Consider the following 14,042-nt stretch of genomic DNA (forward strand, 5'->3'; position numbering starts at 1 on the left):
TCTTCCGGTTCGGCGGGTCGAACGCGCTGGTGCGGAGCCCCGTCTTCACGAGGGGGAAAACCCCACCCTCCCGGTCGTGCCAGCCGCCCCCCAGCGGCGTAAAGCCAGGTTAAGGAGCACCCCGGCGCCGTCTCGTCCTCCGCCGGGACGAACCCGCCCCGAGCCGTTCTCCGGAGGACCCCCTAGGGGAACTCCACCGCCGGGCGGAGCCGAGGTCGGGGTCGTCTCCACCCCGGGATGTGGGCCGAGCACGGCGTCCCGGCCGGTGGCGGCTAGTCCAGGGCCGCCCGGCCCGTCAGCATCATCAGCTTGCTGCGGACGTGGTCCATGTGGGCCTGCACGTCGTCCCAGGCCTCGCTGTGCGCGCGCAGCATCCGTTCCGTCTCCTGGGCGATGCGGCCGGCCCTGGTGCGGGCGTCGGCGACGACGCCGGCCGCACGCTCACGGGCCTCCTCCTCGCAGCGGCGGGCGTGCTCCTCGGCCTCGGCCAGCGCCCGGCCGGCGGCGGCGACTTCGGCCTCGGCGCGGGCCTCGAGTGCGGCGTGCCGGGCGTCCAGGGCGGCCACCCGTTCGGCCTCCTCGCGCTCGACCCCGGCCAGGCGTTCGGCCTGCTGCCGGGTCTGCTCGGCCAGCAGCGCGGCGGTGTGCCGCCGCGCCTCGCGCAGCGCCGCCAGGGACGCGCCGCGCCCTTCCTTCACCGCCCGGCGGGCATCGACGCGGATGCCGTCGGCCTCGGCCCGCGCGGCGGCGAGGAGGTCGCGGGCGTGCTCGTCGGCCTCCGCGCGCCGCGCGTCCGCCGCCTCCCTTGCCGCCCGGCGCACTTCCTCGGCGTCCGCCTCGGCCCGCGCGACCCGATCCCGCGCCTCGCACCGCGCGCGCTCGCGCAGCTGCTCCGCCTCCTCCAGCGCGAGCCGGTACAGGTTCCGCGCGCCCTCCGCGAGCGTGTCGTACTCCTGCGGCTCCAGGCGGGCGACGACCTCCCGCAGCCGCGCGAGGTCCGCCGCCATGTCCTTGGCCAGCACGGTCAGCCGCGCGGCGCGTTCCCACGCGGCGTCCCGGCCCTCGGACAGCGCCTCCAGGTACGCGTCGACCTGGTCGGGGCGGTAACCACGCCCCCGGACGGTCGCGAAGCCGCCCGGCGGCATCCATGCGCTGCTCACCCTGGGAACCCCTCTCCGGCGGACCGACCGACAGGACGACTTCGCGCACATCGTGACGGATACGACGGAAGTGTTCATAACGCGACACTCCGCAGCCACGTCACGGGCGCGACATCGCCCGGCCCGGCCCAGGGGCTCTCCTCCGGCGGCTACCGGTTCTCCCGCACACCCTCCCCGGCGACGCCCACCGGCGTCCTCGTACGGTCCCGCACTACAGCAGGCCGTCCCACATCTGCTCCAGCAGCACCGACCACCAGCTCTCCGGCGAACCGAGCGCCGCCGGGTCGAGCGCGGCCAGCTGCGCCTGGAAGTCCACGGTCCAGCGGCCCGCCTGCTCCTGGTTCAGCCCGTAGCGCAACCGCCACATCCGGCCCAGCAGCGCCAGACAGCGCACGAACTCCGGCAGCCCGGTGTTCACGAACTGCGGCGGCACCGGCGCACCGCCCGGCCCCGCCTCCACCGGCACGGCCACGATGTTCGCCGTCCCGTACTGCACACAGAGCGCCTTGCCGAAGTCCGTGCCCATCACCAGGTACGACCCCGCGTCCGGGGCCGGCCGCACCCCGCGCTCGGCCGCCAGCTCCGCCAGCGTCGGCACCGGCCGGCCCGGCTGCGCCTGCGCCCAGAAGAACGGGCCCATGTCCAACGGCAGTCCGGCCACCACCAGGGTGTGCGCCACGACCGGCGGCACCCCCTGCCGGGACACCGCCTGCTGCTCGAACCGGAAGACGCCCGGCCCGAACGCCGCCGCCAGCTCCTGCGCCACACCCTCCGGCGGCACCGGGGGCGCCATCTGCACCGGCGGCAACGGCGCACGCACCGGCGCGGGGCGCGCGGGACCGTCCGCCACCTGGTGCAACTCACCCTGGTGCGCCAGCAGTTGCTGCATGCCCTCCTGACGGCTCGCATGGTCCGTGCCGTACGGCGCGATGCTCGTGATCCGCGCCTGCGGCCACTGCTCCCGGATCATCCGCGCGCAGTAGGCACCCGGCAGCTCGCACGACTCCAGCTCCGTGTGCAGCTCCAGCACCTGGTCCGGCGGCACGTTCATCGAGCGCAGCTCGTGGAAGATCTGCCACTCCGGATGCGGCGTACCGGGCGCGGAACGCCGGATCAGCTGCTGCTCCGAACCGTCCTGCGCCCGGTAGCGCAGGACCGCCTGGTAGCCCGGGCCCACCGTCGGCTGCCCGGCGGGCGGCTGCGGATACCCGTACGCCGGCGGCTGCCCCGGATGCCGGCCACCCGGAGGCGGCACGGCACCCGGGGGCATCGGCGCGGCGGGCACGGGCGGCGGCGGACCGGGGACACCGGGCGCGCCGGACGGCCCCGGCGGCACGCCCGGCACACCGGGTCCGGGGGGCGGCGGAGGCATACCGGGACCGCCCGGAGGAGGCGCGGCCAGCATGGTCTCCGCGTGGTGCACGGCACCGGGAGGCTGCGGCGCCCCGGGAGCCGGGGGCATGCCGGGAGCCGACGGGGGCCGCGGCGCACCCGGCACCGGAGGCGTCCCCGGAGCCGCGGGCACGCCGGGCGGCGCGGGCACGCCGGAGGCACCTGGCGCGCCCGGCATCCCCGGCGCCACCGGTGGCTTCGGGGCACCGGGGCCCATCGCGGCGGGGTCGGCCAGCATCGTGGCCGCGTAGTGCACGTCACCAGGGGGCGTCGCCGGCGGTGGGACGGCACCCGGCGCGTCCGACACGCCCGGCTCCTGCGCCCCGTCCGCGCCGTCCTGCCCCTCGGGCCCGAGCGCGGGCACCAGACGCGTCGGCACATACCCACCCGACGACGCGCCCGGCGTACCCGGGGCACCCGGCGGCGGAGGCGGCGCACCCACCCCACCGCGCCCCTTCTTCGGCGGCGGCGCGGCCTTGCTCGTCGCGGCGTCCGCGATGTCCCCGGCGTTCGGCGCGAGCGGGCGCTCGGCGGCCCCCGCTCCGGCCGGCGGCCGAGGCGCGTCCGGGGCGCCCGGCGCCTGCGGATAGCCGTACGGCGGCGCGGCCGGCGGCGGAGCACTGCCCGGCGGCACCCCGGGCACCCCGGGAACCGGCGCGGGCGGGGTGCCGGGACCCTGCGGATAGCCGTACACCGGAGCACCCGGCGCGGGCACACCCCCCGGCGCGGGGGCACCGGGCGCCACCGGCGCCGGATAGCCGTACACCGGAGCACCCGGCACCGGCGGCGCAGGCGGAACACTGCCCTGCGGACCGCCCGGCACCGGCGGCGGCATCGGAACACCACCCGGCGCGGGCGGCGGAGGTGGCGTGCTCCCCTGCGGAACACCCGCCACCGGAGGCGGAGTCGGCGCGACACCCTGCGGACCACCCGGCGCGGGCGGCGGCATCGGGACACCGCCCGGCGCAGACGGCGTGTTCCCCCGCGGCACGCCCGGCACGCCCGAACCGCCCTGCACGTCCGGCGCGTTCGAGGTGTCGAGCGCCGGAGCCAGCGCCGTACGCGGCAATTGACTGCCCCCCGCCATCAACGCCGTCTTCGCGTCCGGCGCCACGGCCGGCGGCCGCGGCGCACCGTCGTCGGCATCGCCCAGCGGCGGCGCGAACACCGTCGCGGGCAACGGCACCGAACGGTCGTCGTCCTCCCCCGCGCCCCCGTTCGTGTCCGTACCCGCCCAAGGCGTCGCCCCCTCCGGCACCGGCACCCCGGCCGGAGCCGAACCCCCAGGAGAACCAACGGAGTCGGCAGCACCACCGGAGTCACCCGAACCGGCGCGGTCACCGGAATCCGAAGCCGCCGCCCCTTCCGGCCGCCGCTCCCCGATCCCCAGCTTGTCCGCCGCCTCCTGCAACCACTCCGGAGGCGTCAGCAGGAACGACGTCTGATTCAGATCCACCCGCGCCGGTGCCGGCGCCGGCACCGCGTCCCGCGGACCGTCGGGACCGCCGTACTCCTCCTCGTACCGGCGGATCACCTCACCCACCGGCAACGCGGGCCACAACGTCGCCTCCCCGCTGTCCCGGGCGATCACCAACCGCTGCGACCCCGCGTCCGAACGCGGCCCCTCCGCCCGGTCCTCACCCCACACCACGAAACCCAGCTCGAACTCCCGCACCCGCACCTCACGATGCTGGTACACGGGCACGTCCCCGTTGATCCACTCCTCGGCGCGCTCCTGCGCCTGCGCGTACGTCACCATCGCCGAAAACTCACTCCCCCGCCGCACCGGAAGACACCGGGACGACACGCGCGAAACCACCGTCCACCATCAGGTTCGCCACCGTCTCCAACTCCGGCGGACTACCCGCCAGACGAGACAGAAAGGCATCGAAATCCGCACCGCACGGCAGCAGCAGACGCTCCACCCGCTCGGCCGGCGGCCACGACGGATCGACGTCACGCACATCGTCGTACGCGCAGAACCACACCGAACCCGGCCGCTCGCCCCTCACCTTCACCGCGAGCAACCCGCCCTGCACGAACGCCACCCCGAGGTAGTCCTTCGTCAGATGGTCACGCAGACACTTGTTCACATAGACCAGATCATTGACCGCGGCCTCGTCCCGCACCGTGAAGAACGGCTGGTCCAGCAACAACCCCAACTCGGCGTCCAGCGCCGTACCCACCGGAGCACAACCACCCGCCGCCTTCAGGAAATCACGATAGGCACCCGGCAACCGGTACCCCAGATCCTCCTCGACCCCCTGCACCTGCGCCTCGGACACCGCCACACCCGACTTCGGCAGACCGAAATGCGCCGGCCGCGTCTCCTGCAACGGCCGCGTCCCCCGCTTCCCGTGATCCACCGGAGCCGTCGCCACCCCACCGTGATGCCGCAGCAACGCCTTCACCTCGACCGGAACCAACTCCAGCCGCCGCGAACCCGCCACGTGATGCCACGTCCAACCGTGCGGCGTCGCCACATCCGGCACCGTGTCCCACAACTCGTGCCCCGCCGCCGCCAACGCCGCGTTCGCCGACACATAGTCCGTCAGCCGCAACTCGTCGACACCGAAACCCTCCGGCGGCTCCGCGATCTCCACCGCCACCCGCGCATACGGCGAGAAATCCGGAAAACCCCGCTCGTCCACCCGCACACCCCCCGGATGACGCGCCGCCCGCACCGGATCCGGGAAGTGCACCACCTGCCCGGCATACGCCGCGTTCGGCGGCACGGCCCCTCCCGGCGCCTGGCGGCCGGGAGGTGCCCCCAGCCCGAGCCGACCTGTCGTCATGGCGGTTGCCCCCTGAGGCGTTCTCTTAGGCCTGAACGGCGGTGTCCATCACGGATGCCGACAGCCTAAGCGCTACCCGAACCCCGGTCACCGGCCCTCCACGACCCCACACCCCCACACCCCGACCACCTCCGTGACCAGCCGTCACCCCACCGTGACGAACCCCACCCCCCACGGGCGTGTCGCACCGCCCCAGCTTCCACGCGACCCACGGCATTTGGCACCCTGTGTCCTTCGGGGGACACCCGGGGAGGGAAACGCCAACATGAATGCCTTGCAGACCGGAGGTACCGACGTGCGCGCCGGCGACCCGCGCATCGACTGGAGCGGCACCGAGACACCACCCGCCCCCACCCTCCGGCACCGCCGCGACGGCATCCTGCCCACCGTCGCCGCCGCCCTCTCCGTCCACGGCACCACCCTCACCGGCACCGCCGCCCGCGGCGAGGAACCCCCCACCCTGCACCCCCTCGTCCAGGACTTCCTCGACACCCTCCCCAGCGCCCAACGCGACCGCTTCACCGGCCGCTGCGCCGAAACCATCCTCATCTCCCGGCACCTCACCGCCGCCGACGCCGGCCGCAGCAAACGCGCCTCCCGCAGACCCATGACCAACGGCGAAGCCCGCAAAGCCCTCAAACACGCCAAACTCACCGCCCGCCGCATACGCGAGGACGGCGACCCGCTCCACGGCAGCTTCGCCACCCCCTGCCGCGCCTGCACCGCCCTCACCGCACACTTCGGCGTCCGCATCGTCGACCCCACCGCCAACTGACGCCCACGCACCACCCCACCCGCACGACGAACGAACGGCAGATGCACCCGGACCGCACCTCCACCACGCGCTTCCCCGTCCCCGTCGACGCCAGCCTGCGCAAGGCCGGCTGGGAACCCGGACGCTGGGACATAAAACAGGCCGAGATCTGGGCCGACACCCTGCGCGACCACACCTCACCCGCCGGACACCGGCACACCGTCTTCCCCGCCGCCGTCGAAGCCTGGGCCGAATTCGGCGACCTGCACATCACCCCCGGCGGCCCCGGCCGCCAAATCGCCCCCGCCACCCTCCACCTCGACCCCCTCCAGGGCCTCCACCACGCCCGCACCCTCGGCGACCTCGGCCGCGCCCTCGGCACCGAACTGTGCCCCCTCGGCACCGAAACCGACACCGCCGCCGTCCTCGCCATCGACACCCAAGGCCGCGTCTACGCCCTCGACCACACCGGCGACTGGTACATCGGCCCCGACATCGACCACGCCCTGACCACCCTCATCACCGGCATCACACCCGTACGCCTCACCGCCGGCTGACCCCCGCACCAAACCGCTACACCGCCGGAATCACCGCCGACACCCGGAAACCACCCGCATCCGTCGGCCCCGACACGAACACCCCACCCAGCGCCAGCACCCGCTCCCGCATCCCCACCAGACCATTGCCACCCGACGGCAACCCCGCCGCCGACGCCGACCCCGGCTCCGGCGGCGGCTCGTTCTCCACCTGCATCGCGATCTCCGACACCCGATGCGCCAACCGCACATGCGTCTTCGCCCCCGCCGCATGCTTGTGCACGTTCGTCAACGCCTCCTGCACCACCCGGTACGCCGTCTGCTCCACCTCCGCCGCATACGACCGCACCTCACCCTCCACCGACAGATCCACGACCATCCCCGCCGCCGCCGACTGCCCCAGCAACTCCTCCAGCTCCGACAGACACGGCCCCTCCGCCGCCTCCTCGACCACCCGCGAAGCCGCCGCCGCGGCCGCCTCACCCACCGCCGCCAACGGCACCCCCGCCGACCGCCGGACCCCGTCCTCCCCCGCCCGCAGCACCCCGAGCATCTCCCGCAGCTCCGTCAACGCCTGCCGGCCCATGTCCCCCACCAGCGCCGCGTTGCGCACCGCCTTCTCCGGATCCTTCCGCGCCACCGCCTGCAACGCCGCCGCATGCACCACCATCAGACTCACCCGGTGCGCGACCACGTCGTGCATCTCCCGCGCGATCCGCGTCCGCTCCTCGTTGCGCGCCCACTCGGCCCGCTCCTCCGCCCGCTCCGCGAGCAACTGAAGCTCCCGCTCCAGACTGTCCGCCCGCTCCCGCAGACTCTCCATCAACCGGCGCCGCGCCCCCACGTACAACCCCAGCAACACCGGCGGAGCCGTCAGCCCCAGCGAGGTCGCCACCGCCGCGAACGGCACGAACCAGTCACCCAGGGTCAGATCACCGCGCGCCATGTCCTGCCGGACCCGGACGAACGTCACCACCGCCGTACCCGCCAGCGACATACCCGCCAGCACCCCGATGATCCGCCGCGGCACCTCGGCCGCCGCCAGCGTGTACAGACCCACGATCCCCAGCAGGAAACCCATCTGCGCCGGAGTCACCGCGATCGCCACCAGCACCACCACGACCGGCCACCTGCGCCGCACCAGCAGCACGGCACCGGCCGCCACACCGAACAGGACCCCCGCCCAGACCGGGATCCCCGCGTCCCGCGCGAAACCCAGCCCCTCCGCACCGCACTCCGCGGCCGACGCCACGGCGAGCGCCCCGTCGAACACCGCGCTGCGCCGCCGCGGCCACCACCAAGGGCCGGTCAGCGCCCTGGAGTGCTCTTCCCCCGTCATGGTCATGCGTCCAGCCTAAGGGCGCGGAGCGGGGCTTTTCCGGTGACTTTCACCTACCTGCACACACCACACCCCACGACCCGGCTCGCTCGAAACCTCCCCCTATCCCTCGAACTAGTGAACTCCATCCGTTCGATCCCGGAATCCCACATTCCACCCGGACGGTGTGCCTATGACACACCCCCACGGCACACCCGCCGACTTCGACGACCTCCGGAACCGGGCGATCGCCCTGCGCCGCGCGGGTCACAGCCTCCGGCAGATCCGCGACCAGCTGAAGATCTTCAACAACGACGTCCTCAACCGCCTGGTCAAGGGCGAACCCCCACCCGCCTGGACCAAACGCCCCAACGCCAAGGACGACCTCCGCGAGCGCGCCCGCGAACTACGACTCCAGGGGTGGACCTACGACCGGATCCAGGTCGAGCTGGGCTGTTCCAGGAGTTCGGTGTCGCTGTGGGTGCGGGATCTGCCCAGGCCGGAGCCCCGCTACACGCCGGAGGAACAGCGCGCGCTGATGCGGGACGGCCTCGCCCGGCACCGGGCCGCCGAGCGGCAGAAGCGCGAGGAGAGCAAGGCATCCGCGCTGCGGGAGATCGGGGAGCTGACCGACCGCGAGCTCTTCATGGCCGGAATCGCGCTCTACTGGGCGGAGGGCGCGAAGAGCAAGCCGTACGACCGCCGGGAACGCGCGATCTTCGTCAACAGCGACGCCGGGGTGATCAAGACCTATCTGGCCTGGCTCGACCTGCTCGGGGTGGACCGTGCGCGGCTGACCTTCCGGGTGCTCGTCCACGAGTCCGCGGACATCGAGGCCGCCCATCGCCACTGGGCCGCGGTCGCCGGCGTGGACGTGTCCGTCTTCGCGCGGCCGACCCTGAAGAAACACAACCCCAGGACGGTCCGCAAGAACACCGGGGAGGGCTATCACGGGTGCCTGGTCGTCTGTGTGGCCCGAAGCGCCCATCTGTACAAACGAATCGAGGGCTGGTGGGAAGGAATCGTGACCCAGGCCGAGGTACGTCTCGGGTAAGGTCTGAAGCGCTGTCCCCCGTGGTGTAACTGGCAGCACACTGGTTTTTGGTACCAGCAGGACAAGGTTCGAATCCTTGCGGGGGAGCCACAGCACACAAGACCCTGGTTCGGGCCCCGACCCCTCTCGGCGGGGCCCGCACTCATACCCCCCGAAACCCGCCCCGGTATCCTGCGGCTGTTCCCCACCCATTCAGAGCCGAAGGGCAACCCTGTGAGTGCCATCCGCCCGGCAGCCGTCGTCGTTCTCGCAGCGGGTGAGGGCACCCGTATGAAGTCGGCCACACCCAAGGTGCTGCACCAGATCTGCGGCCGCTCCCTCGTGGGCCATGTGCTCGCCGCCGCCCGCGAGTTGAAGCCCGAGAACCTGGTCGTCGTCGTCGGCCACGCCCGTGAGCAGGTCACCGGGCATCTGACGGAGATCGACCCCGCCGTCCGTACCGCCGTGCAGGAGCAGCAGAACGGCACCGGACACGCCGTGCGGATGGGTCTCGAGGAGCTCGGGGGCGCCGTCGCCGGGACCGTGGTCGTCGTCTGCGGGGACACCCCGCTGCTGACCGCCGAGACCCTGCGGCGGCTCACCGAGACGCACCACGCCGACGGCAACGCCGTGACCGTGCTGACCGCCGAGGTCCCGGACGCGACCGGGTACGGCCGGATCGTGCGGGACGAGGCGTCGGGCGCGGTGACGGCGATCGTGGAGCACAAGGACGCGAGCGAGGCCCAGCGGGCGATCCGGGAGATCAACAGCGGGGTGTTCGCGTTCGACGGCCGGCTGCTGGCGGACGCGCTGACGAAGGTGCGCAAGAACAACAGCCAGGGCGAGGAGTACCTGACGGACGTGCTGGGGATCCTGCGCGAGGCCGGGCACCGGGTCGGTGCCTCGGTGGCCGGTGATCACCGGGAGATCGCGGGGATCAACAACCGGGTGCAGCTGGCCGAGGCGCGCCGGATCCTCAACGACCGGTTGTTGACGCGGGCGATGCTGGACGGGGTGACCGTCGTGGACCCGGCCACCACGTGGGTGGACGTGACCGTGACCTTCGAGCGGGACGCGGTGGTGCATCCGGGTACGCAGCTGACCGGTGCCACGCATCTGGCGGAGGGTGCGGAGGTCGGGCCCAACAGCCGTCTGAAGGACACGAAGGTGGGTGCCGGGGCGCGGGTGGACAACACCGTGTCGGACGGGGCCGTGCTGGGTGCCGGGGCGAGTGTGGGGCCGTACGCGTATCTGCGGCCGGGGACGCGGCTGGGTGCGAAGGGCAAGATCGGGACGTACGTCGAGACGAAGAACGCGCGGATCGGTGAGGGCACGAAGGTGCCGCACCTGTCGTACGTGGGTGACGCGACGATCGGTGAGTACACCAACATCGGTGCGGCGAGCGTGTTCGTGAACTACGACGGTCAGGACAAGCACCACACGACGATCGGGTCGCATTGCCGGACCGGTTCGGACAACATGTTTGTGGCGCCTGTCACGGTCGGGGACGGTGCCTACACGGCCGCGGGTTCCGTGATCACGAAGGATGTGCCGCCCGGTTCGCTGGCCGTGGCCCGTGGTCAGCAGCGGAATATCGAGGGTTGGGTGGCTCGGAAGCGGCCGGGGAGTGCGGCGGCGAAGGCGGCCGAGGAGGCGTCCCGGCAGGGCGGGAACGAGGACTGACCGGAAACGAGTGCGCCAAACTCGGCGTACCGTGATAAGTGCACATCCGCGCAGGTGCACCCACACCCCTACCAGCTGATTCGGCCTCTCACGCTCGGACGGGAGGTCGTTCGAGCAGCCAGCTGGCTGAGACAACCTCTGAGGAGACAGTGCTGTGACCGGGATCAAGACGACCGGCGAGAAGAAGATGATGTTCTTCTCCGGCCGCGCCCACCCCGAGCTTGCCGAGGAGGTCGCCCAGCAGCTGGGTGTCGGGGTCGTCCCGACGAAGGCCTTCGATTTCGCCAACGGTGAGATCTACGTCCGTTACCAGGAGTCGGCTCGTGGTGCGGACTGCTTCCTGATCCAGAGCCACACGGCTCCGATCAACAAGTGGATCATGGAGCAGCTGATCATGATCGACGCGCTGAAGCGTGCGTCGGCTCGTTCGATCACGGTGATCGTGCCGTTCTACGGTTACGCGCGGCAGGACAAGAAGCACCGGGGTCGTGAACCGATTTCGGCGCGTCTGATCGCGGATCTGATGAAGACGGCGGGTGCCGACCGGATTCTGACCGTGGATCTGCACACGGACCAGATCCAGGGCTTCTTCGACGGTCCGGTGGATCACCTCTTCGCGCTGCCGCTGCTGGCGGACTACGTGGGCGAGCAGGTGGACCGGAACAAGCTGACGGTGGTCTCGCCGGACGCGGGCCGGGTGCGGGTGGCGGACCGGTGGTGTGACCGGTTGGGTGCGCCGCTGGCGATCGTGCACAAGCGTCGTGACAAGGACGTGGCGAACCAGGTGACCGTCCACGAGGTCGTGGGTGAGGTCGAGGGCCGGGTGTGTGTCCTGGTGGACGACATGATCGACACGGGTGGCACGATCTGTGCGGCGGCCGACGCGTTGTTCGCGCACGGTGCGGAGGACGTGATCGTGACGGCGACGCACGGTGTGCTGTCGGGTCCGGCGGCGGACCGGTTGAAGAACTCGCGGGTGAGTGAGTTCGTGTTCACGAACACGCTGCCGACGCCGGCGGAGCTGGGCCGGGATCTGGACAAGATCACGGTGCTGTCGATCGCTCCGACGATCGCGAGCGCGGTGCGTGAGGTGTTCGAGGATGGTTCGGTGACCAGCCTCTTCGACGAGCAGTGAGGTTTCTTCAGGTCGGCCGTCCCGGCTAGCCGAAGATCCTTTTGGGTACGGCCTCCCGGTCCGAGTAAACTGCACGAGTTGCTCGGCGAGGGAGGCCGTACTTCTGTGTACGGCGGTCCGTTATCGACGCGCTCTTCGTAGCAGGCCGTTCGTGGCCGGGTGACCACGTCCGTTCCGAGTTACTACGAGGAGTGATCCACATGTCCGAGGTGAAGATCGCCGCCGAGTCCCGCGCCGAGTTCGGCAAGGGTGCGGCCCGCCGCATCCGCCGTGAGAACAAGGTTCCGGGTGTTCTGTACGGCCACGGCACCGAGCCGCTGCACCTGACCCTGCCGGGCCACGAGCTGCTGCTGGCGCTGCGTACGCCGAACGTCCTGATCTCGCTGGACATCGACGGCAAGACCAACGAGCTGGCCATCCCGAAGGCCGTGCAGCGCGACCCGCTGAAGGGCTTCCTGGAGCACGTGGACCTGCTGCTGGTCAAGCGCGGCGAGAAGGTCACGGTCGAGATCCCGGTGCACACCGAGGGCGAGCTGGCCCCGGGTGGCAACCTGCTGGAGCACGTCCTGTCCGCGCTGCCGGTCGAGGCCGAGGCCACCCACATCCCGGAGTCGGTCACCGTCTCCGTCGAGGGTCTGGAGGCCGGTGCCTCCATCCACGCCAAGGACATCACGCTGCCGAGCGGTGTCTCCCTGGCCGTCGAGGAGGACGCGGTCGTGCTCCAGGTCCTGCAGGCGCAGGCCGAGGAGACCGCGGGTGAAGAGGCCGCCGAGGGCGAAGAGGCCGCGGAGGCCTGAGCCGGACCGGCGGTTGCGCCGTGACGGAGCCGGGCCCTCGTCGGTAGGTGCCCGGTGCCGTCGGCCGTAACAGCACGGCTGTCCACAGCGGTACACAGCCGCTGCTTCCTCGGGAGGCAGCGGCTGTCGCGCATTCGAGGAGACATGGACGTGACCACTCCGACCAGTGGCCCCTGGTTGATCGTCGGGCTCGGCAATCCCGGGCCGGAGTACGCCATGAACCGGCACAACGTCGGCTTCATGGTGGCGGATCTGCTCGCGGAGCGGATCGGGGGGAAGTTCAAGCGGGCGGGCAAGGCGCAGGCGCAGGTGCTGGAGGGGCGGATCGGCCCGGCGGGGCCGGCGAACCGCCGGGTGATCCTGGCGAAGCCGATGTCCTTCATGAATCTGTCCGGTGGCCCGGTGAACGCGCTGAAGGACTTCTACAAGGTGCCGGTGGCGAACATCGTCGCGGTGCACGACGAGTTGGACATCGACTACGGGACGCTGCGGCTGAAGCTGGGCGGCGGGGACAACGGGCACAACGGTCTGAAGTCGATGACGAAGGCGATGGGCGCGGACTACCACCGGGTGCGGTTCGGGATCGGCCGGCCGCCGGGTCGGATGCAGGTGGCGGACTTCGTGCTGAAGGACTTCTCCTCGGCCGAGCGCAAGGAACTGGACTACTTCGTGGACCGGGCGGCGGACGCGGTGGAGTGTCTGGTGACGGAGGGCTTGGAGCGGGCGCAGAGCGCGTACAACTCCTGAGCGGGGGCGGGGCGGTTTTGCCGCCGAGCCGGGGCGGGGTCGGACAACTCCCGGGCGGGGGCCGGGCGTCGTACAACTCCGGACTTGTCCGGCCTTGGCGGTAGGGCGAGTTGACCGGTCGTGCGGGTATGGCCAATGATCCCGGCCATGCCTGCCATCGCCACCCGTTCCGCTGTCCAGGCGTCCGTGTCCGCGTTGCGGTTCGGGCGGGTCGCGGCGATGGGCGCGCTCGCCGCGCTGATCGTGTTCGGGGGGCTGTGGGGCTCCTGGGGGAGCGCGCAGCACGTGCTGCTGCCCAAGGGGCGGGAGCACGGCACGGTGAAGGTGGCGGCCTGTGCGGACGGCGTGTGCAGCGGGCCGTTCACGCCGACGTCGGCGGGGGCGCGGGCCCGGGCGCGGGTGGAGATCCCGGAGTCGGTGGCGGTGCGCAGGGGGCGGACGTACGACGTGGTGCTGAAGCCGGGTACGGCGCAGGCGCTGCGTTCCGGTCCGGCGGGGATCCTGTACGCGTGGGTGCCGCTCGGCGGGGCGCTGTTGCTGGCCTCGGTGGTGGTCGCGGGCGGGATGCGGCTGTCGCGGGTGGCGTGGGTGCTGGGTCTGTCGGGGCTCGGGCTGCTGACGGCGGCGTTCGTCGCGGTGCGGTGAGGAATGCGCGAAGAGGGTGCCCCGGGGTCGTAGGCCTCGGGGCACCC

12 protein-coding genes and 1 tRNA gene are annotated in these 14,042 nt (G+C 72.1%); 9 read left to right on the forward strand and 4 right to left on the reverse strand.

Going from position 1 to position 14,042, the window contains the following annotated elements:
- Positions 1–272 precede the first annotated feature (272 nt).
- The 3 genes from ACSP97_RS15385 to ACSP97_RS15395 form a co-directional block, all read right to left on the reverse strand.
- Positions 273–1,145 carry a DivIVA domain-containing protein gene (locus ACSP97_RS15385; RefSeq protein ID WP_355523895.1) on the reverse strand — a complete coding sequence of 291 codons (873 nt, stop codon included), beginning with the start codon at positions 1,143–1,145 and terminating at the stop codon, positions 273–275.
- A 226-nt stretch (positions 1,146–1,371) separates the two neighbouring features.
- On the reverse strand, positions 1,372–4,311 hold the full coding sequence (locus ACSP97_RS15390) for an SUKH-4 family immunity protein (RefSeq protein ID WP_440557949.1): 2,940 nt from the start codon (positions 4,309–4,311) through the stop codon (positions 1,372–1,374).
- Positions 4,312–4,321: 10 nt separating this feature from the next.
- Positions 4,322–5,347 (reverse strand): SMI1/KNR4 family protein, encoded by a 1,026-nt coding sequence (locus tag ACSP97_RS15395; protein WP_358275277.1) that lies wholly within the window; start codon positions 5,345–5,347, stop codon positions 4,322–4,324.
- Between the two features lie 265 nt (positions 5,348–5,612).
- Here ACSP97_RS15395 and ACSP97_RS15400 point away from each other — a divergent pair, with 265 nt between their 5' ends.
- A complete protein-coding gene (locus ACSP97_RS15400; RefSeq protein WP_440557951.1) occupies positions 5,613–6,122 on the forward strand; it encodes a YwqJ-related putative deaminase in 510 nt (169 codons plus the stop codon).
- A 41-nt stretch (positions 6,123–6,163) separates the two neighbouring features.
- Positions 6,164–6,658, forward strand: a complete 495-nt coding sequence (locus ACSP97_RS15405; protein ID WP_355147738.1) for an SUKH-3 domain-containing protein — start codon at positions 6,164–6,166, stop codon at positions 6,656–6,658.
- Between the two features lie 16 nt (positions 6,659–6,674).
- Here the strand turns inward: ACSP97_RS15405 and ACSP97_RS15410 are convergent, their stop codons facing one another.
- Complete coding sequence (locus ACSP97_RS15410; protein WP_355147740.1) at positions 6,675–7,982, reverse strand: sensor histidine kinase; 1,308 nt, start codon at positions 7,980–7,982, stop codon at positions 6,675–6,677.
- Between the two features lie 166 nt (positions 7,983–8,148).
- On the opposite strand from ACSP97_RS15410, the gene ACSP97_RS15415 reads away from it, so the two are divergent.
- The 7 genes from ACSP97_RS15415 (at position 8,149) to ACSP97_RS15445 (ending at position 13,995) form a co-directional block, all read left to right on the forward strand.
- On the forward strand, positions 8,149–9,009 hold the full coding sequence (locus ACSP97_RS15415; protein WP_355523526.1) for a hypothetical protein: 861 nt from the start codon (positions 8,149–8,151) through the stop codon (positions 9,007–9,009).
- Positions 9,010–9,023: 14 nt separating this feature from the next.
- Positions 9,024–9,099 (forward strand) — tRNA-Gln (locus tag ACSP97_RS15420).
- 123 nt (positions 9,100–9,222) lie between these two features.
- A complete protein-coding gene (glmU, locus tag ACSP97_RS15425; RefSeq protein WP_355321984.1) occupies positions 9,223–10,671 on the forward strand; it encodes a bifunctional UDP-N-acetylglucosamine diphosphorylase/glucosamine-1-phosphate N-acetyltransferase GlmU in 1,449 nt (482 codons plus the stop codon).
- Between the two features lie 154 nt (positions 10,672–10,825).
- Positions 10,826–11,806 carry a ribose-phosphate diphosphokinase gene (locus ACSP97_RS15430; protein WP_180330705.1) on the forward strand — a complete coding sequence of 327 codons (981 nt, stop codon included), beginning with the start codon at positions 10,826–10,828 and terminating at the stop codon, positions 11,804–11,806.
- Positions 11,807–12,006: 200 nt separating this feature from the next.
- Positions 12,007–12,603, forward strand: a complete 597-nt coding sequence (locus ACSP97_RS15435; protein ID WP_355321982.1) for a 50S ribosomal protein L25/general stress protein Ctc — start codon at positions 12,007–12,009, stop codon at positions 12,601–12,603.
- A 144-nt stretch (positions 12,604–12,747) separates the two neighbouring features.
- A complete protein-coding gene (gene pth / locus ACSP97_RS15440) occupies positions 12,748–13,350 on the forward strand; it encodes an aminoacyl-tRNA hydrolase (RefSeq protein ID WP_355147748.1) in 603 nt (200 codons plus the stop codon).
- A gap of 135 nt (positions 13,351–13,485) precedes the next feature.
- Positions 13,486–13,995: a hypothetical protein gene (locus tag ACSP97_RS15445; RefSeq protein ID WP_355523529.1), complete on the forward strand. Its 510-nt coding sequence runs from the start codon at positions 13,486–13,488 to the stop codon at positions 13,993–13,995.
- Positions 13,996–14,042 lie beyond the last annotated feature (47 nt).

Source organism: Streptomyces sp. SCPE 10 (genome assembly GCF_051980735.1).
GTDB lineage: Bacteria > Actinomycetota > Actinomycetes > Streptomycetales > Streptomycetaceae > Streptomyces > Streptomyces misionensis.